15 protein-coding genes and 1 pseudogene are annotated in these 19236 nt (G+C 48.0%); 13 read left to right on the plus strand and 3 right to left on the minus strand.

Annotated features, from left to right (window positions below; genetic code table 11):
• Positions 1-4 precede the first annotated feature (4 nt).
• The 5 genes and pseudogenes from QT397_11765 to QT397_11785 all read left to right on the plus strand — a co-directional run bounded on the left by QT397_11765 (position 5) and on the right by QT397_11785 (position 5875).
• Positions 5-652, plus strand: coding sequence for a cation/multidrug efflux pump (locus QT397_11765; GenBank protein ID WNZ57970.1), 648 nt, complete (start codon positions 5-7; stop codon positions 650-652).
• Between the two features lie 51 nt (positions 653-703).
• A pseudogene (gene sohB, locus QT397_11770) lies at positions 704-1848 on the plus strand (protease SohB).
• A 40-nt stretch (positions 1849-1888) separates the two neighbouring features.
• Complete coding sequence (locus QT397_11775; GenBank protein ID WNZ57971.1) at positions 1889-2902, plus strand: YhdH/YhfP family quinone oxidoreductase; 1014 nt, start codon at positions 1889-1891, stop codon at positions 2900-2902.
• Between the two features lie 175 nt (positions 2903-3077).
• The gene (locus QT397_11780) at positions 3078-4247 is read left to right on the plus strand and encodes a patatin-like phospholipase family protein (GenBank protein ID WNZ57972.1); all 1170 of its coding nucleotides are present in this window, start codon (positions 3078-3080) and stop codon (positions 4245-4247) included.
• Positions 4248-4567: 320 nt separating this feature from the next.
• Complete coding sequence (locus QT397_11785) at positions 4568-5875, plus strand: hypothetical protein (GenBank protein ID WNZ57973.1); 1308 nt, start codon at positions 4568-4570, stop codon at positions 5873-5875.
• A 43-nt stretch (positions 5876-5918) separates the two neighbouring features.
• Here QT397_11785 and QT397_11790 read toward each other — a convergent pair whose 3' ends face one another.
• Complete coding sequence (locus tag QT397_11790; protein ID WNZ57974.1) at positions 5919-6332, minus strand: pseudouridine synthase; 414 nt, start codon at positions 6330-6332, stop codon at positions 5919-5921.
• Positions 6229-6687, minus strand: coding sequence for a pseudouridine synthase (locus QT397_11795; GenBank protein ID WNZ57975.1), 459 nt, complete (start codon positions 6685-6687; stop codon positions 6229-6231). The genes QT397_11790 and QT397_11795 overlap by 104 nt, the downstream gene beginning before the upstream one ends.
• Before the next feature lie 390 nt (positions 6688-7077).
• On the opposite strand from QT397_11795, the gene QT397_11800 reads away from it, so the two are divergent.
• A complete protein-coding gene (locus tag QT397_11800; GenBank protein ID WNZ57976.1) occupies positions 7078-8286 on the plus strand; it encodes an RtcB family protein in 1209 nt (402 codons plus the stop codon).
• 79 nt (positions 8287-8365) lie between these two features.
• Entirely contained in the window at positions 8366-8554 is a 189-nt protein-coding gene (locus QT397_11805; protein ID WNZ57977.1) for a hypothetical protein, read from the plus strand.
• Between the two features lie 21 nt (positions 8555-8575).
• Here the strand turns inward: QT397_11805 and QT397_11810 are convergent, their stop codons facing one another.
• On the minus strand, positions 8576-8965 hold the full coding sequence (locus tag QT397_11810; GenBank protein WNZ57978.1) for a YchJ family metal-binding protein: 390 nt from the start codon (positions 8963-8965) through the stop codon (positions 8576-8578).
• Between the two features lie 152 nt (positions 8966-9117).
• Between QT397_11810 and QT397_11815 the strand changes: the two genes are divergently transcribed.
• From QT397_11815 to QT397_11840, 6 genes are all read left to right on the plus strand, one after another.
• Entirely contained in the window at positions 9118-9645 is a 528-nt protein-coding gene (locus QT397_11815; protein WNZ57979.1) for a TetR/AcrR family transcriptional regulator, read from the plus strand.
• A gap of 38 nt (positions 9646-9683) precedes the next feature.
• Positions 9684-10748 carry an efflux RND transporter periplasmic adaptor subunit gene (locus tag QT397_11820; GenBank protein WNZ57980.1) on the plus strand — a complete coding sequence of 355 codons (1065 nt, stop codon included), beginning with the start codon at positions 9684-9686 and terminating at the stop codon, positions 10746-10748.
• Positions 10749-10791: 43 nt separating this feature from the next.
• Positions 10792-13899 (plus strand): efflux RND transporter permease subunit, encoded by a 3108-nt coding sequence (locus tag QT397_11825; GenBank protein WNZ57981.1) that lies wholly within the window; start codon positions 10792-10794, stop codon positions 13897-13899.
• Between the two features lie 278 nt (positions 13900-14177).
• Entirely contained in the window at positions 14178-16388 is a 2211-nt protein-coding gene (locus QT397_11830) for a hypothetical protein (GenBank protein ID WNZ57982.1), read from the plus strand.
• Between the two features lie 243 nt (positions 16389-16631).
• Positions 16632-17183 (plus strand): DUF1524 domain-containing protein, encoded by a 552-nt coding sequence (locus QT397_11835; protein ID WNZ57983.1) that lies wholly within the window; start codon positions 16632-16634, stop codon positions 17181-17183.
• A 77-nt stretch (positions 17184-17260) separates the two neighbouring features.
• Positions 17261-19231 carry an AAA domain-containing protein gene (locus QT397_11840; protein WNZ57984.1) on the plus strand — a complete coding sequence of 657 codons (1971 nt, stop codon included), beginning with the start codon at positions 17261-17263 and terminating at the stop codon, positions 19229-19231.
• The last annotated feature ends 5 nt before the right edge of the window (positions 19232-19236 follow it).

Genomic DNA, 19236 nt, shown 5'->3' on the forward strand with positions numbered 1-19236 from the left:
CATAATGTATATAGCGATTACCTTTATTATTGCCATCCTGGCGTTGTTGTTTGTGTTTTGGGGGGCGCGAGTCCTGCTATCAGGAAATTGGTTCCTGGGGTTTATACGTGGCTCCGCCGGTCTTTTTCTTTTTGCAACTGCCCTTTGGATTGTTCTGATTGCTGCAGATGTTTACAGCTATAGAAACCTGGCTGAAGAGCACAGTGTTGGTATTGTTTCGTTTCGTAAAATTGCCGAGCAGCAATTTGAAGTCAAGTTTTCTGATGCGGATGGTATAGCGCAAAAGTTTGAATTGCTTGGGGATCAGTGGCAGTTGGATGCCCGAATGCTCAAGTGGCAGGGTCCATTAGCCCGCTGGGGAATTAAGCCTGCTTATCGTCTGGACAGGTTGAGTGGTCGCTATCTCACGCTACAGGATGAGCGAGCTCGCGAGCGTTCTGTCCATGAAATAGAGGGGGCGAACTATGGCGTGGATGTCTGGCAGTTTGTACGCGGTGTTGATCGCAAGTTGCCCTTTGTTGATGCGGTATATGGCAGTGCCACATTTCTACCTATGGAGGACGGTGCGGTTTACGAGGTGCGTATTAGCCACAGCGGTTTGTTGGCTCGCCCCCTTAATCAGCGAGCAACTTCCGCCCTGGAAGGTTGGTAGTAAAATACTGAAGCTAAATAAAAATTAGTTAAGACGGAAAATGGAGTCTAAGTGGAATTTTTAATTGAATACGGCCTTTTTCTAGCCAAAATTGTTACGGTTGTCGTGGCCTTAATGGTGTTGATAGGTTTTATTTTTGCAAATCGAGAGCAGCTGAAAGAGCGTGTTCAGGGGCATATCACAGTTACACATTTGAATGATCGCTATGAGCAGTTTAAAGAAACACTGCTTGAAGCTGTGATGGATAAGCACGAATTCGCCCGTCGTAAAAAGCAAATGGCGAAAGAAAAGAAGACTCAGGAAAAAGCCCTGGCTAAAAAACATAAAGCTGAGAGCAAAAAGCAGCCTGAAAAAAGTGCTGCTACTTCTTCCGACGTTGCTAAAGAGGAAGGAGAGCATGAGTCCAAGGGTATAAAAGGGAGTTGGTCTCCGAGCGCAAGCGTGTCTTTGTTTTGCAATTTAATGGGGATATCAAAGCGAGTGCGCTTTCCCATTTGCGTGAAGAGGTGACGGCCATTCTTCAAGTGGCAGAGTCCGGAGATGAAGTTCTCCTTTGTCTTGAAAGCCCTGGGGGCATGGTGGCGAACTATGGTTTGGCCGCCAGCCAGTTAACCAGGATTCGCAGTGCAGGTATCCATTTGACTATTGCGGTCGATAAAGTGGCTGCCAGTGGGGGCTATATGATGGCCTGTGTTGCAGACCGTATCCTGGCAGCACCCTTTGCGATGTTGGGTTCTATTGGTGTTTTAGCTCAGATGCCGAATTTTAACCGCTTGCTGAAGCGCAATGATATCGATTACGAACTGTTTACTGCGGGCCAGTACAAGCGCACTGTGACCATGTTTGGTGAAAATACTGAGGAAGGTAAACAGAAGTTCCAAGAAGATTTAGATGAGATCCATATTCTGTTTCAGCACTTTGTCGGGGAGTACCGTCAAAAACTCGACGTCGACAAAGTTGCCACGGGCGAGGTTTGGTTCGGGCAAAAAGCCCTATCCTTGGGACTGGTCGATGAGCTGAAAACGTCAGATGAGTACTTGACCAGTTGTGCTAAGGACTGCGACTTATATCAGGTGGAATTCAAAGAACGGAAAAATATAGCTAAGAAAATAGGGCTGGCGGCAGAAGCCGGTGTGGAATCGGCGGTCACTCGTCTCTTTTCACGGCTGGCAGCTCTGCGTCATCAGGCGCAATAGTTGTAACGTTACAGGTTGATAGTGCTGCGGGATATACCCCATGGAAATAGATAGGGATGAAAAATTTCGGGCAATTCAGGTTGCCGAAGTAGCTTCGGGAAAATTTGACCAGTCTGTTGTTGAGCGTCAGCTTTCTGAGCTTCCCGATAACCCCTTGCTGTTGGCCGTAAGTTATTCATCCTTGAATTTCAAAGATTCTTTATCTGCGTTTGGCAATCGTGGGATTACTAATGCCTACCCCCATACCCCGGGTATTGATGCGGTGGGCAAAGTGCTGTTCGATCGGAGCAAGACGTTTCAACCGGGTGCCGAATTATTGGTCAATGGCTACGATTTGGGCATGAATACTTCTGGTGGACTTGCAGAGCGTATTGCCGTTCCTCCGCAATGGGCCTTGCCAGTCCCCGAGGGCCTAACAGCTTGGGAGTCTATGGCACTGGGTACGGCGGGTTTTACCGCCGCGCTTTGTGTGGAAAAGCTCCTGGAGTCCGGCGCATCTCCTGAGGATGGAGAGATTCTGGTAACAGGTTCAACCGGGGGCGTCGGCTCTGTTGCCGTCGCCTTGCTGGCGAAGCTAGGCTTTCGTGTCGCAGCAGTGACGGGAAAGTTGGAGTCTGCTGATTATTTGGCGAGATTGGGCGCATGGAAGGTTCTCGACCGGGATACGCTGGCCCCTTTTGCCAATAAAGCGATGGCCAAGCCATTGTGGGCTTGGGCTGTAGATACTGTGGGCGGGGAAACGCTTTTTAATGTCATTAAATCCCTGCGCTACGGCGGCGGAGTGGCTGCTTGTGGTATGGCTTCAGGTGCTCAATTTCACGCCAATGTATTTCCATTTATCTTGCGCGGTATTAGTTTGTTGGGTGTGGATAGCGCTGTTTTGCCAATAGAAAAGAAGGCAGAAGTATGGAAGCGGTTGGCCAGTGAGTGGTATATCGGCGATAAGCTCGACAGTATTGCAGAGAATATTAGCCTTGATCAAGCTCCAGAGTTTCTTGCGCGCTTAAATAGAGGGCATGGAATAGGTCGTTACGTTGTAGATATGGCTCTCTAATAGATCTATCGATTTAGAATAATAAGTACACTTAAAAGATTCTATTTATCTTACCAAATATCCCCGGCAACTCTGAATCTGAGTTGTATATGGGCTTTTTTCTCAATAGCCTTTAAGCGGACTCTGTTGTTTGCGGGCTTGTTGTATTGGAAGAAAACTTTGTCGACAAGTAACAGTGAAAGTAACAAACCTGGCCAGCGTAATGCTCTGGTTCTCTCTGGGGGGGGCGCGTGCTGCCTATCAAGCGGGCGTTTTAAGGGCGCTTGCGGAACTGGTTCCAGAAGATAATCCTCGGCCCTTTCAAATAATCTGCGGCACCTCTGCAGGAGCTATGAACGCGATGCTTCTCGCCTCTCATACAGGTACCTTTAAAGAAGCTGTCGACAGAATGTGCTCTGTTTGGTTGCAGCTTAGTGTTGAGCAGGTTTATCGCACCAGTTGGCGTAGTTTACTTGGAAACCTGTTTTCTATCAGTCGTTCGCTCTTGAACCAAGGTGTGGGTAGACAAAAACCTTTGGCACTCCTGGATAACAGTCCGCTGCGCAGCTTGGTTGAGCGCGAGATAAACTTTGACAATATTCAAAAAAATATTTCGGCTGGGCATTTGCATGCCACAAGTGTTAATGCGCTTTCTTATAGTGAAGGGCAGTCCGTCAGCTTTTTTCAGGGGGCGGAGAATGTTAAAGGATGGCAGCGGTTTCGTCGCTTTGGAGTGCCCACTCAATTAACCTCGGACCACCTGTTGGCGTCAGCAGCAATTCCTGCCATTTTCCCGGCGGTCAAATTGGATGGAGTTTATTTTTGCGATGGTGCCATTCGTCTGATGGCCCCGATTAGTCCGGCACTGCATCTCGGTGCCAAGCGTGTCTTTGTGGTGGGTGTGTCGGACAACCGTTCTCCAGCCCATTGGGGGAGTCGCAACAGTCCTGCGCAGATGGAGTCCCCTTCGATGGCGCAAATAGCTGCTCAGTTATTCAATGCCGCATTTATCGATAGCTTGGAGGCAGACTTGGAGCATCTGGATCGAGTAAATATGTTACTTGACTATGTGGATCCAACAGATCATTCGGATTTGAAATTGTTGCGTTCGGTAGAGTCGGTTGTTATTGAGCCCTCGCAGAGTTTAGGGCGTCTTAGTGGCAGAAAACTTGGTCACCTCCCTCGGCGCTACGCTGGTTATTCCGCTCTACGGGTGCGACCAATCCCGGTGGCGGTGTTTCTGCAGCCAGTTATCTATTATTTGAAAGACCATATATCGAAGAACTTATCGATCTCGGCTATCAGGATGCCATGTGGGAAAAAGATAAATTGCGCAGTTTTCTGCAGCCGGAGCCGGAGGGTATAACTGAGCGCAAGGGGCTATTTGGGATTCGCAGTAAATCTCAAGAAGAGGCTTCTCACGGTAATTCTGAACACTAACTTTAGTTTCTGTGCCCCTCATTGGCGTGACTACCGCCTTTCATCTCAGTGAATATTTTTGCATGAAGTTTCTAAAGGGCGTTAAACGCCCTTAAATTCAATATTGTTCCGCCAAGACGGCGGAAGCCTTTAGCATTTATTTTCGCGCTTTCTTATGGTTGTCTCGGACTGTGTGTGCTCTCACTCATCCGAACAAGTAGCTTCTATATTTAATAGTGATGTCAATGCTGTCGGGTATTATTCAAGATGTTTTCTGTGTTTTTACTCGTGACTCTTTTTTCATTTAGTACAGGTGATCAGGATTTCGCCCAGATGATCGGTAGGGTTGATCGGGTTGAATATTTAGGGGGAGGCTTGGTTGTTTCTGGGTGGGCTTGTCAGAAAGGAGTATTCAAGTCAGTTTCTGTTGGTCTTTATCTAGGTAGCGATAGGAGAAGCGGGTTTCCATTAAAAATTTCCAGAGCTGATCAGGCGTCGTCAAAAGGAATTGCCAATATATGTGATACCCAGGGCGTTCCCCATGGATTCAAGTTCTATTTGAATTATGAGGAAATGAAAAAATTTGTAAGAAAGAAGATCTATGTATACGGGTTTTCATCAAATCAAGGCAGATTCAGTGCAATCTCAAATTCTGGTAGATATCGGGTTGGAATTCCCTACATGAAATATACTGATATTACCTTGTTGCGAAGAACTTTTGATTTGCAACCACTGGCTACGTTTGATGATCAGCATTTAAATTTAATTCCAATGCCCGGTAATGGGTATGCACTGGAAGCTCAGTATATTCCTTATGAGAAGGGTTCGGAGAGAATTAGTACATCGACCCAGTTAGCCAAATCTGTTTCATCGGCAACTCTCGCTTACGATGTGAAGTTTCATCGGAACTTCGAGTTTGTTAAGGGAGGTAAGCTACACGGCCTTGCTGGTGGGGGGCAGGCTTCAGGATGCGTACCTATCGATCCGAAGAGTTGGAGTGTGCGGGTTAAGTTTGGTGCGGAGGGTAGGGTCGGGCTCTATACCTATCATCAGGATAGAGTCGCTCGGTGTGGAGATGGGTATCAAGGGAATGACAGCTTTAGATTTGAGCGGGATACTTGGTATCGGATTGAGTTGTTTGTGCAATTAAATAGCGGTGCAAATAATGCTGACGGATATATCGAGCTATTTATAAATGGCAAAAAAATTGTAGAGGAACAAGGGTTACGGCTGACTGGTAGTGATAGGGTAGCTATTGATAAATTTCAGTTCAGTACTTTTCATGGCGGTAGTTCAGCTTTGTGGTCACCCTCCAAAAAAGTCTATGCCTACTTTGACAATATTTCAGTGAAGCAAGGGAGAAAGATATATGGCCTTAAGGGGGCTGAATGCGAAAATGAGAAAGCTGGAATATACAATGGGTCGGGAGCTTGCTGTTCCAGCTCGTGTGGGGCCTGTGGCGGCCCTGGATGCGGCCAATTAAATGGCGGAAGCTCAGCCTGTTGCACATCGGAAATTATTAATTCAGCGCCATTGTGCTCTTATCCTGGGCAAACCGCCCCATGCACTATGTAAGGCTTGGCTTGAGGGGTTCTGAGTAACTCAGGGGCTTTATAATTTAAGGTTGCCATTTAAATCGCTGAATTAATTGCAAGAAACTTCCCTGTATTTCGCATTGTATTTTCAGCTGAGAACCGCTCACCGGATGTTCAAGCTTGAGTTCAGATGCATGCAAAAGTAGTCGAGAGCACTCGAGCCTGTTGGCAAAGAAACGATTATGGGTTGACTTTCCATATTTCGGGCAGCCAATTAGAGGGTGGTGGATATGCTTGAAATGCCTTCTTATTTGATGGCGCCGCCCTGTTTTCAATTGGATTTCTACTAGGGAATACCGGCTGGTCGGGTAGCGGTCAACCTCATAAGGTAGCTCAATAGTCTCCAAGCGTCGGTACAATGTAACAGCCTGCTGACGTGGCAGATCCGTTTTTGGTCGCTTCCTCTGGTGTTTGAAGTCGGCAACGGGGGAGGGCATAGTCAATGACACCTTCTTCCGGGCTATACCCTCTGCATACAGCAATATATTTTTTTGATGATAAATCACTTTCCAGCTGCTGCTGTACCTGCGCTGCAATCTCACTGCTTTTGGCAAAAATAATAACACCGGAGGTAGGCTTATCCAGTCGATGTACTGGATAAAGAAAGCTGCCACATAGGTCCCTCAAATATTGCAAAAGTACACGCTTTTCATGGCGGTCTATTTCTGATCTGTGAACAAGCCACCCCTCTGGTTTATAAGCGGCAAGTAAGTAGTTGTCTTCAAAGAGAATGGTAGGTTCTTGAGTGGTCATTTTGGGGGCGTGGCGACTGGACTGTAATTTCGGTAACACGATTTTATGGCATAGCGAGCCCTCAAGCTATGTTGAAAAGTAAAAGTTGGTTAGTGAATTCAGGGTAGAATTTTTATCGATAGGCAAAAAACAGACTTGACATGGTACCAAATGAGAATAAACTGCACTTAAATTCCATTGCTGATCTAGTTTCAAGGTTGGCATTCTAATTGGCAGTATTTTTGAAGTGGATCGCACCACTAAGGAGCCGTGAAATGCGAAATGTAGATATCAAGAGTTTATTTGTTTAATCGCTTTTCACGCGCTTGAGCTTGGAAAGTGATATTGCTTTCCAAGCCAGACCTTCCAAAAGCCCTGGCAAATGCCGGGGCTTTTTTGTTTTAGCTTGGATTGCCGTTTCAGTTAAGTGGATTAATCCAGGGATAAAATATGCCTGTAAAAACAGTGTTAAATCGAAATGCAGCGCCTGGCACGGTACCGGTAAAAATCTATACCGATGATATTGAGCCCCAGGCAATGCAACAGTTAAAGAATATTGCCCAGCTTCCTATTGTGCACTCCCATGTTGCTGCTATGCCGGATGTGCATTTGGGAAAGGGGGCAACGGTAGGATCGGTGATCCCAACGGTAAGTGCGATAATTCCTGCTGCCGTTGGGGTGGATATTGGTTGTGGAATGAATGCGGTGCGAACTTCGCTACAAGCCTATCAGCTGCCAGACAATCTGAAAGCACTGCGGGACGCCATTGAGGTGAAAGTGCCGGTTGGTCAGGGACGACATAAACTGATCAGCGCCAGGGAATCTGCCTGCAAACTTTTAGCTCCCGGTGTGGATAGATTGTTTTCAAAGCATCCAGGGCTACTGAAGAAACTGCATCAGCCACAAAAAACCTGGGTGACCCAAATGGGTACATTAGGGGGTGGCAATCACTTTATCGAAGTTTGTATTGATGAGAGTGGTGCTGTCTGGGTGATGTTGCATTCAGGGAGTCGAGGGATTGGCAATGCTATTGGTCAGCATTTTATCCAGTTGGCCCGACGGGATATGGCTGGGCATATGCACAATCTTCCGGATAAGGATCTGGCCTATTTCTCAGAAGGCTGCCAGAATTTTGACGATTATATTGAAGCGGTTAATTGGGCGCAGGAATATGCTCGCTGGAACAGGCAGGAAATGATGAAGCTTGTGCTTGGATGTCTGAAGGTAAGCTTACCAAAGTTTAATTTGACCACAGAGGCAATTAATTGCCACCATAATTATGTTGTTCGCGAGCGTCATTTTGATAGAGATGTATTCGTGACTCGCAAAGGGGCTATTAGTGCTCAGAGAGATCAGCTGGGAATTATTCCCGGCTCTATGGGGGCTAAGTCATTTATCGTGCGTGGGCTTGGCAATAAGGAATCTTTTTGTTCTTGCGCACACGGAGCTGGCCGAAAAATGAGTCGTACAGCGGCTCGCCAGCGTTTTACCAGAAAGGACTTGGAAGATCAGACCCGAGGTGTGCAATGCCGTAAAGATAAGGGCGTTCTGGATGAGATTCCTGCTGCTTATAAGGATATTGATCGGGTGATGGAGAACCAGTCCGATCTTGTGGAAGTGGTGCACACGCTACGCCAGGTAATTTGTATCAAGGGGTAAATAAGGAGGTATCAATACAAGTTTTGAGTGAGAAGATATTTGGAATAGGGGATCTACTAAAAGTAAAAGGTGAAATTTTATGAAAAAGAAAGAAAAAATTCGTAGTTACGTTGCGCGTAATCCGCTAATGAGAAAGGGCGGTGTCCACGTAAAGGCAAAATCTTCGGGTCGTTTCGCTAGCAAGCAGAAGCTGCGTAAAGAGGTGCGGGAGTGCGACTCCCGCCCCCAGGCTTTTGCTGCTATTTTTTCGTTGATATCGCCTCTTTAGTTAGCCGTGTTCTCTGCTAGCCTATTTCCCATTAGGCCAGTCGGGTAGAGCTTCCAAATATACCCAGCGCTTCTTAAATAACTTAAATAGTGAAATTTCGTGAATCAGGTGTTCTTGGTCATTTTCTGTATACCAAGCCTTAAATTCCACAATCGACTTTTTTAGTCCCGCCTTGCTCTTAATAACTTCCAATTTTGTCCACTGGGTTTCAATATCCTCAGCTTGCAGTTCTGGGCAGGTGTCGGGATGCCAGGTTTTTTTCAGGTACCGAAAATTTCCGGTTGCAAAGGCCGTATAGCGACTGCGCATAACCGCTTCTGCATTATTGGGGTAAGCCTTTCCCGACAAATAGAGTCCGCAGCAGGTATCAAGGGGCTTGCCCGATCCACAGGGGCAGTACCGATCCGTCATAAATCATCTCTCCAGCGTGAACTTAACGCTCTCGTAACACTTTTTAACCATGTTTTCTGGTGAGGGAGCGTAGCATAGCTTGACCTTTAAAATGTTGCCGCTAAGATACCGACCAACCGGTTGGTTTTGATTGGTGGTGCCCAGGAGGTCATGTGTCGAGAGTCGACAAAGCTGCCATTGTTCGAGCAGCAGAAGAAGTAGTCCGGGATCGCGGGGCGCGCAAGTTGACCCTGGATGCGGTGGCTGCACAGTGCGGGCTCAGCAAGGGCGGTTTGATTCATCATTTTCGAACTAAGCAGTCACTCCTGAAGGCGATGCTGGAGGCGGCAATAGCTCGTGAAGATGACAGTGTTGCCACTTTTGTGTCCTCGGGGGACAGCTTGTTGGTGTCGCGCTTGAAGAGCATTTTTGAATTGATGGAGGATGACAAGGGGCTGCCTCGCTCACTGATCGCCGCCGTGGCCGAAGACCCCATGTTGCTGGGGCCGGTAAAAGACAAAGAGGAGCAGCAGCGTCGCGATATATGCGATGCGTATTGTGACCCGGAAATGGCGGAACTGCTAATCCTGGCGGCCCAGGGCATGTTCCTGGGTCGCGTACTCGGTGTGGTTGAGTCCGAAGACCCGATTATTGAACGTTTACAGGGACGTCTGCTGGCGCTCTCTGCCGACCTGAACTAAAGGTCAGCCCCAGTTAATACAGTTTGTGGATGATAAATATGAATATATCGCCAAGATCGCGTTTCTCATTGGCCGTTTTGATCGCAGCAGTTGCAGTTCTGGCAGGATGCTCCGAATCGAAGACGGAGCAGGCGCAAGCAGAGCACGTCTGGCCCGTGAAAGTAGCTACCGTTGCCAGTAATGACCAGGTCAAAGATCGACAGTTTGCCGGTCGTGTTAAGGCAGTGCAGAGTGTCGACCTATCTTTCCAGGTTGGTGGGAAGCTGGACAAGCTCACAATTCGCGAAGGTGAAATTATTCCAAAGGGAACCCTGATCGCAGAACTTGATCAGCGGGATTACCTGCGCAGGGTAAAAGAAGCCCGATTAAATGTAGAGTTGCTGGAAAAAACCCTCAATCGTCAGCGCTCTCTGGCAGGGTCAAAAGTTATTTCACAGCAGCAGCTGGATGAAACGAAAAGTAACTTTGACTTGGCTAAAGTTACCCTGGAACGTGCTGAGCAGGACCTGGCTTATACCCAGCTAAGGGTTCCATTCGATGCTTTGGCGACTCGCCAGCTGGTAGAGAATTACACCAACGTCCAGGCCGGCCAGGCAATTGTCCGTTTGCAGAATATTTCTGAAGTTCGAATTCAAATCTCCGTGCCTGAAAAGCTGTTGGCCACGGTTAATGAAGAGCAAGTCAACTCCATGACCGCCGAATTTGAATTTTTGCCGGGCAAGGAGTTCCCACTTACTTACCGTGAGCACCAGGCTGAGGCAGACAGCGTTACCCAGACTTACGTTGTCGAGTTTGGAATGCCCCGCCCCGAAAATGTACAGATCCTTCCCGGCATGACCGCTCGCGTTAGTGTGAAGTTGAATAAAGCGAGTGGTGACCTGTGGGTTCCCCTTTCAGCAGTGCAGACTGGCCCGGAAGGTAAGCCCTATGTTTGGCAAATTAATGCAGACCAGTCTGTTTCCAAAGCTTCCGTGACCCTCGGGCGAACTGATGGTGAGTCGGTTCAGATTAAAGATGGCATTAGCCCCGCTATGAAACTGGTTGCTACCGGCGGCCAGCATCTTTATGACGGTGCAAAAGTACGCAATTACGCGCAGCACTAATTAGTGTGTTAGCTCTGGCCCTGTTAACAGTAGGGAAAATGTTGTGAAGATTTCTGACATATTTATAGAAAAGCCAGTTTATAGCTGGCTATTGATGCTGATTTGCTTAATCGGTGGTCTTTGGGGGCTTTCAGATATTGGCCGCCTGGAAGATCCTGCGTTTACGATCAAGGAAGCCCGTGTTTACACCTTCTACCCAGGCGCCAGCGCCCAGCGTGTAGAAGAGGAGGTCACCGAAAAGCTTGAGGTGGCCATCCAACAAATGGGACAGCTGGACAAGGTCTCTTCCACCTCAAGTCCGGGAATGTCTGAAATTCGGGTGGAAATCAAAGATCAGTATGCCTCGCAGGAGCTTGCCCAGGTTTGGGATGAATTGCGACGCAAGGTTAACGATGCTCAAAGTGATCTGCCCAGCGGTGCTTTACCCTCCATTGTGAATGATGACTTTGGTGAGGTTTACGGTATTTATTATGCGATTACCGGAGAAGGGTTTTCGCTGACTGAAATGCGTGAAATTACCAAAGCGATTCGCCGGGAGTTACTGGGAGTTGAGGGGGTTGCCAAGGTTTCCCGCTCAGGCATTATCGACGAAGTGGCTTACCTGGATATTGATGAATCCCGCCTGGCCCAGTTTGGTTTTTCCCTGGATGACTTAGCGCAGGTACTGCAATCTGAAAGTTCGACCCAGAAAGTCGGCGAGATTGGAGGCCAGGATTTACGTACCCGTATACTGGTCGACAATCCTGCGAGTGACCTGGAATCCATTCGTAATATTCTCGTCGGCGTGCCCGGCTCTACCGCGATGCTGGCCGTCCGTGATATCGCCGATATTTCTCTCGGTTACGATGAGAGCCCCAGCTTTATTGCCCGATTTGATGGCAAGCAGGCCATTCTGCTGGGTGTGGCCGGTGCGGAAAATACCAATATCGTGAACGTTGGCAAGGCGGTAGAGGCCAGGCTGGAGCAGATTAAACAGGCATTGCCCCTGGGTGTAGAAATCCATCCTATCTACGAGCAGCATCAGGTAGTAGAGGAGAGTGTTGACGGTTTCCTCTTTAACCTGGTTTCTTCTGTCGTGATCGTTACTCTAGTACTTTGTGTATTTATGGGCTGGCGTTCCGGTGTTGTGGTTGGCACTGTCCTCGGTTTGACCGTTTTGGGCACCGTGTTAATCATGAACCTGTTTGGCTTGAATTTGCAGCGGATCTCTCTCGGTGCCCTGATTATCGCCATGGGTATGTTGGTTGATAATGCCATTGTGGTTGCCGAAGGGATGCTGATGGGGGTTCAGAGAAAAGAAGAGCCTAAGAGTGCTGCCAGGCGCGTAGTCCGCCAGACTTTCTGGCCACTGCTGGGTGCGACCATTATCGGTATTATGGCGTTCTCCGGTATCGGTCTGTCCGATGATGCTACTGGCGAATTCCTTTTCTCCCTGTTTGCGGTAATTGGTATCTCCCTGTTACTCAGCTGGATACTGGCGATTACTATTACCCCTTACTTGGGCTATCACCTGTTTAAGCCGGGTAAGCAAGCCGACTCGGAAGATCCTTACGATGGCCGCTTCTACAATATGTACTCCGGTGCTCTATCAGGAGCTTTGAAGCGCAGGGGCCTGACCATTGCAGTACTTATTGTGGTGACTCTGGTCAGCTACTTTGCTTTCGGGTTTGTGAAGCAGGGGTTCTTCCCCAATTCAAATGCTCCACTTTTTTATGTTAACTATTTCATGCCTCAGGGCAGTGATATTAATCGTACTGATAAGGCGCTTCAGGAAGCGACTGCATTCTTCCAGGAACAGGATGAAGTTGTCTCCGTGACAGCAGTAGCTGGTCGCGGAGCCGATCGCTTTATGCTGACCTATGCTCCCGAGCCACCCAATGCGTCTTATGGCCAGTTGATTGTTCGCACTGAAAACCGGGAGCAAATCCCCCAGTTGATTGAGAGCGCCAAGGCGAAGTTGCGTGTAGCGCAGCCGGAAGCATTGATTACTTTCAAGCGATTGGTGTTTGGTCCCGGTGGCGGATCGGATGTTGAAGTGCGTATTTCAGGTCCGGATTACCAGACACTGCGTACCTTGGCAGTCAGTGTAGAACAGCAGTTCCGTGACAAAGGACTGGAAGATATTCGTCACAACTGGCGCAGCAGAGAGCCTACTCTGCACGCACATCTGGATGATGAGCGGGCGCGAGTTGCCGGGGTTACCAATGCTGATGTCAGCCGTATGATTCAGTTTGCCACTGCGGGTTACACCGTTGGCGATTTTGAAAGCGGTGACCGTATTATCCCTATTGTTGCCCGTATGCCAGAGGGAGATCGCAATCAGGTGGGTTCACTGGAAGACCGCTTGGTGTGGAGCCCCAATGAGCAGGGTTATATTCCGGCAGGACAGTTGATTACTGATTTCGAGTTAACCGCTGATGAAGGATTGATCCAAAGACGCAACAGGGTGCCGACTATTACCATCAGTGCGGATGCGCCTGAAGGTGTTACAGCAATGTCAGCCTTTGGCCGTATACGTCCCTGGGTTGAAGAAATGAAGTTGCCACCTGGCTTCAAGGTTGAATTCGGTGGTGAGTACGAAAGTTCTACCGATGCGCAGAAGTCACTAGGTAAAGGTTTACCCTTGGGCTTCCTGATTATGATCCTGGTGTCGATACTGCTGTTCGGTACTGTTCGGGAGCCGGTGATTATCTGGCTGGTTGTTCCTATGTGTCTCGTCGGTGTTGTTGTCGGGTTGTTGGCGACGGGATTACCATTTGGATTTATGTCTCTTCTCGGTGTTCTCAGCTTGTCTGGTATGTTGATTAAAAATGCCGTGGTATTGGTGGATGAGATTGAGGTTCAGACCCATGCGGGCCTGCCGAGGTTGACAGCTATCCAACGGGCCAGCGTTAGCCGTTTGCGTCCGGTATTCCTTGCCGCTGTCACTACTATTTTAGGAATGTCCCCGCTTCTGTTCGACGCTTTCTTTGCGGATATGGCGGTGACAATTATGGGTGGGCTTGGATTTGCCACGGTGCTGACCTTGATTGCAATCCCAGTATTCTATGCGGTGTTCCATAAGGTTAGGCCCAGTGAAGTATTGGGAGGTGACACACAAGCTGAGGTTAAACCTTTAGAAAAGGCTACTGGAGAGGCCGTATCGGCATAATGGATTATTCCCGATAAAAGAACTGTCATAAAAAACCCGCATTAAGCCATACTGAGCTTACTGCGGGTTTTTTTGCCCTTCGACTTTAGAATTTGCTGAGATTTATCTGAAATCTCTGATGTTAGGTGATATTAAACTTTTGATTGAGAAAATTAATTAAATTAATTTTTATCGCTTGTAATGAAATCGTATTAAGCCTGTCACTAAGCGTTACTACTCTATGGCGCCTTTATAACTAGAACTACCTTTGGGTGGGGAAAATGCGCATAGGAGTAACTATGGAAAATTATAAAATTTTCAGGCGATCAGTATTGGCTGCTGCTGTAGCCACTATTTTGGCGGGTTGTAGTGACGATAATGATAATGACGGCTCTGTGGTAGAAATACCAGATCCAGAAGTTCCCGAAGAGGTGAGCCTGTTTGAATCGACTCTCGAATCAGAAGGCTCCCAGCACATAGGCCCTTCTACTGCCCAGCAACCTCATGTTCTTGCCGTCGCGGAAAATGTAAAAATCGTTAACTTATTGAGTAACGGGTACCTTCCTACTGATTATATCGATGCTGAAACCCCACAATCGGATCTCTTACCTATTTTTGAAGAGCACTCCAGTCTGGACTCGACAGATACAGATGGTCTTTATGTCTTGTCGGGCGAGCCCGATGGCCTCGGGTACCTGGATAATGATGATGGTACTTTTACTCTGTTTATGAACCAGGAACATTACAATTTTGTTGGGGGTGACGGGGTTGTATTAGAGAATTCGAATCGTAGCCTAAAATCAACCGGTACATTCGTATCAAAATGGGTGATTGATAAAACCACCGGAGAGATTGAAGGTGGTGAAGATCTAATAAAAGGGGTGTATGCCTGGCGCCGTACTTTGTATGACACGGATGGCGAGATAGCAGAAGAGCCTGGGTACACTTATGTAACTCAAATGAAGCCTTACTTCGATGCCGATGGTGATTTAGTTAATACTGGCGCATTCGAACGCTTCTGCTCCGCTACCCTACCAGCTGAAACGGCTTTCTATAATGCTGAAACTGGCAAAGGCACTCAGGTGAGATTGTTCTTGACTGGAGAGGAAAGTGATGGCGGTGAAAGTCTGAAAACCTATTACGATGGTTTGGTTCAGAAGCGTGGTTACGAGGGGCTCACTTTTGATGCTTTTGGCAGTATCAGTGGTGAAGCGAAAGAGAAAAGTGAAATCGAAAGTGTTTACGAGTACGACAAGTCTGAAATTTATATTGGACGCGGTATCGCAGTATTGACTACCGGTGATAATGCCGGCGATGCTTACGAACTGCCACTGTTGGGTAAGGCCCGCTTCGAGAATATCGTACCTAACTACAAAGCCCAGGATAAAACGGTGTTGTTGTCTATCGATGACGAGAGACCACGTTTTGATAGTCCAGATAATGCCTATCGCCACGGTGGATACATAACTGTTTACGTTGGTGATAAGACCAATGAGGGCAGTGAAGTTGATAAAGCCGGCTTAACCAATGGTGATCTCTACGCGGTTCGGGTGTTGGATAGCGAAGGTGCGCCAATTGTCGATTTTGATGATGACGATAATCGTGCGTTGTTGGATGAAAGCGCACTTAGCTTTGAACTGGTGCAGCTGACCGACCAGGATACCAACGGTGACGGGACCCCAGAAGATATCCGGGACATGAGTCAGGAAGCCTTCCGTACCCATACTACAGGAATGGATGCATCTCTGTGGCGTTCACCTGAAGATGGTGACTGGGATCCTATAGATCCAAATGTCTTTTATTTTGGTGCAAAGTACGGTGTGTACCAACTGGATTTTGCCGATATTACTAACCCCGCAGAAGGTGGTTTAATCAAACGGGTGGTAAAGGCAAAAGAAGATGGTGATATCACAACTAATTATTATAATTTTGACAACATGGCTGCAGTTGCTGGCGTTGATGATAAAACGCGCTTGGTGCTGCAGTTTGACAATTCCAGCCTCTATTCGCCTATTTATGTTGCAGACCCGGAAACTGGGGAAATGACCCGCATTGCTGAGTTTAATCCAGAAATTATTGGTGATAGTCGCGATGAGCTTGATTTAAAGATAGAGCACCAGTTGGCTAGTGGTGAGCTTGATGAAGAGCCTACTGACGAGGAGTACGATACCATGCTTATTGAGCATATTGCCTCCAAGCCTTACCGCCAATACTACGCTAAGTCCTCCGATGTTCGAAGCGGTCTTGATAGCCTCGGAGTAGAAGTTTCACGTGATGCGGATGCCGAAGCCTCAGGGATAATTTATGCGGGAGATATCTTGGGTGAAGGTTGGTTCTTAAGCTCAATGCAGTTCCACTATGATTTTGAGGGCCGTGTCGATAGCTACTTGGGATCACTCGATGTGCGTGATCAAGAAAATGGTCCGACTACCCAGTTGATTCAGGAGATGATGGCCGGAGGCCAGTTACACGCAATTTATATTCCTCAGGCAGTAGGGCTGGTTAAGTAACGAGTTAGCCTTCAAAAAAGGACCGCACCCTACCAGGTTATTCTTTGGTAGGGTGGGTTCATTTCAAAAGCTGAAGATTTAATCGAAATATTCTTCTTTCCTAATCTTCCTTCATAGTTTTATTTTTTCCATTCGGTGAGTTCCTTGCGCTTTTAAGTCGATTTTTGATGATTTGAACCGCCGCATACAATTGGTACACACTTTCTTGTAACCTAGCGCTCTGGTTTGATTGGTAGTTGATGTATGAGCGTTCGGTCAGTTTCTAAGCTTTTTTCCATTGCTGTAGTTTTCTCCTTCAGTTTTTCCGCTTTTGCAGCGTCTTATGATCGGGCGGAGTGGCTGCCCAAATGGTCTGATTCCGATCGGGATTGTCAGGATACCCGCCATGAGTTGTTAATTCGCTATTCACTATCCCCGGTAACCTATACCCGCACCAATCACTGCAAAGTAGACACCGGTTTGTGGCTGGACCCATACACGGGTGGCTTCTTTGTAAAAGCTTCAGATCTTGATGTGGAACATATTGTGCCGCTGAAGTGGGCACACGATCACGGGGGAGCCGATTGGACGCGCAAGCGAAAGCAGCGGTTTGCTGAGGACATCGAGAATTTATGGCTGGTTGATGACGGTCGTAACCAAAGTAAAGGCCACAAAGGGCCGGACAAGTGGATGCCGCCCTATGGACCGGTCAAACAAGTTTACCTTAAGCGGTTTTTGGCAATCGTAGATAAGTATGGCCTTCAGCTAAGTGCGGGCGAGCGCCGCAAATATCAATCGCTAATGGCGGATGGCTGAGGACAAGTAATCTCTGGGGGGTATAACAAGGTTCCGGCATCCGTTAGAATTTTGTTGTCCCCCAGGAGTTATTTGAAATGCAGGACAACCCCAAGAAGTTAATCGAATACTTTCGACGCTGCTATCAAGCTGACAGTTACGACCTCTCCCTCAACAATATTCTAAATCTCAAATCGAATCGGCGTCTGTTCTTAGATGAGCGGGACTATTTGGGGGCTGATGAGTTACCACGTGTTCCTGTCTCCACTACGGCGGGAGCAAAACTGCTGGAACAAGTGGATGCTTACCGAAAGGAGCGGCGGCTGATTTATGGTTGCCTGTTTATTTGTGGTAACTACGCTCTCCAATCTGGACTAAGTGCAAAACGCAAGCTCTGTGCACCACTACTTTATTTTCCCGCCAAGCTACATTTTGATGAGGATTATTTTGTAGAGATCAACCCTGCAAACATTCACGTTAATCTGCCTGTTTTACGTCAACTGCTTAAACCTGATGTTGAGTCCTCAATAACAGATAGTTTCCCAGTGCTTGCTTCGCCACTGTCCTCGACACAGCTGGCTGACGTCGGTCGCTGGCTAACCCATTACACCATTTTGGAAAATGTGGAGGAATTGGGGCGCTGGCCTAACCTGAGTGATAAGGCAGCTGTTGAAAGTGCATCGAAGGGTGCTCAGTTGTCCTTGGTCTCGGCGGGTGCGGTAATTCTTGCGGATAGATCGAGGGGCTCTCGTGGAGTACTGCACGAATTACAACTTTTAGGCAGGGATAAAAAATTATCTCCTCCGTTACAGGCATTACTGGGAGAGTGCCACTGGGAAACTGCACAGAAAGCGTGTGAGCCGGATATGCTGCCGGGTCTGTTGAGTGGGGCTCAGGAGAGGGCACTTGAAAATGCGGCTCGCTTTCCTCTTAGCCTGGTTTCAGGTCCGCCCGGTACGGGAAAGAGTTTTACAATCGCCGCTATGGTTCTCGATCGAGTGCTGCATGGTGAAAGTGTTTTGGTGGTATCGAAAAACCAGCAAGCACTGGATGTGGTGCGGGATAAGTTGCGAGATGAGTACGGGCTGACTCAGGGGTATGTACATCGAGAGGAACGGGGTTTTATCCCCAGCTTAAAAGCTCATCTGGATAGGCTGCTGAAAGAGGGGGTGGAACCTCCAGAGAGAAAGCCTGCCCAGGTGAAGAGGGAACTGAAGAGGGCTTATCGAGCCTTGAGGGGCTTGGAGAAGCGCTTCTCCAAAGAGCTGGGATTGGCGCGCGCTGTTAGTGTAGGTCGGTTTGCTCAGTGGATAGCGCGACATGCCTGGAGCTTCTTTGCAAATCGATTGAGTGTTAAAAGTCTGTGGCAATCACAAGGTGCGATTGGTGATTGTCGGCGCAACTTTGAAAGCCTGGCAAGTCAGTATTTGAATACTTATCGCCGCGATACATTGCACAGGCTGCTGGAAAAAAATCGGGGTACCCTGAGCCAATTCAATCAAGCCTTGCGATCTCGAACTTCAAAAGTACAGGCGGAGCGCTTTGCCCAAACTGATATGCGGGTGGTAATGCAGGCGTTCCCCATATGGCTGGTGGAGGCAGATGAACTCAATGAAGTGCTGCCATTATCGCCCGCCATGTTCGATTTGGTGGTCTTTGATGAGGCAACCCAGTGTGATATCGCGAGTTCACTGCCGGCCCTGTTTCGAGCTGAGCGGGCAGTGATTGTCGGTGACAGCAAACAACTGCGGCATGTTTCATTTCTTTCCCGCAAACGGCAGCAAAGTATCTGGCAGGGAGTGATAAAAGATGCCGGGGTGCCGCCAAAACTGAGCTATAGGGATCAATCACTTTTGGATTTGGCTTCAGACGTGATCCCCACTCAACAAGCTATTGTGATGCTGGATGAGCACTTTCGCAGCCATCCAGAGCTTATCGCATTCAGTAACCATGCTTTTTACTCCGGCCGCTTGAAAGTTATGAGGGCCAGGCCCAAACCGTTACCGGACTCGGCGCTAGAATTTTATCAACTTCCAGGGCGCCGGAGAAAAATGGGAGAAACACCGTAGAGCGC

Origin of the sequence: Microbulbifer sp. MKSA007 (assembly GCA_032615215.1) — a bacterium.
Lineage (GTDB): Bacteria > Pseudomonadota > Gammaproteobacteria > Pseudomonadales > Cellvibrionaceae > Microbulbifer.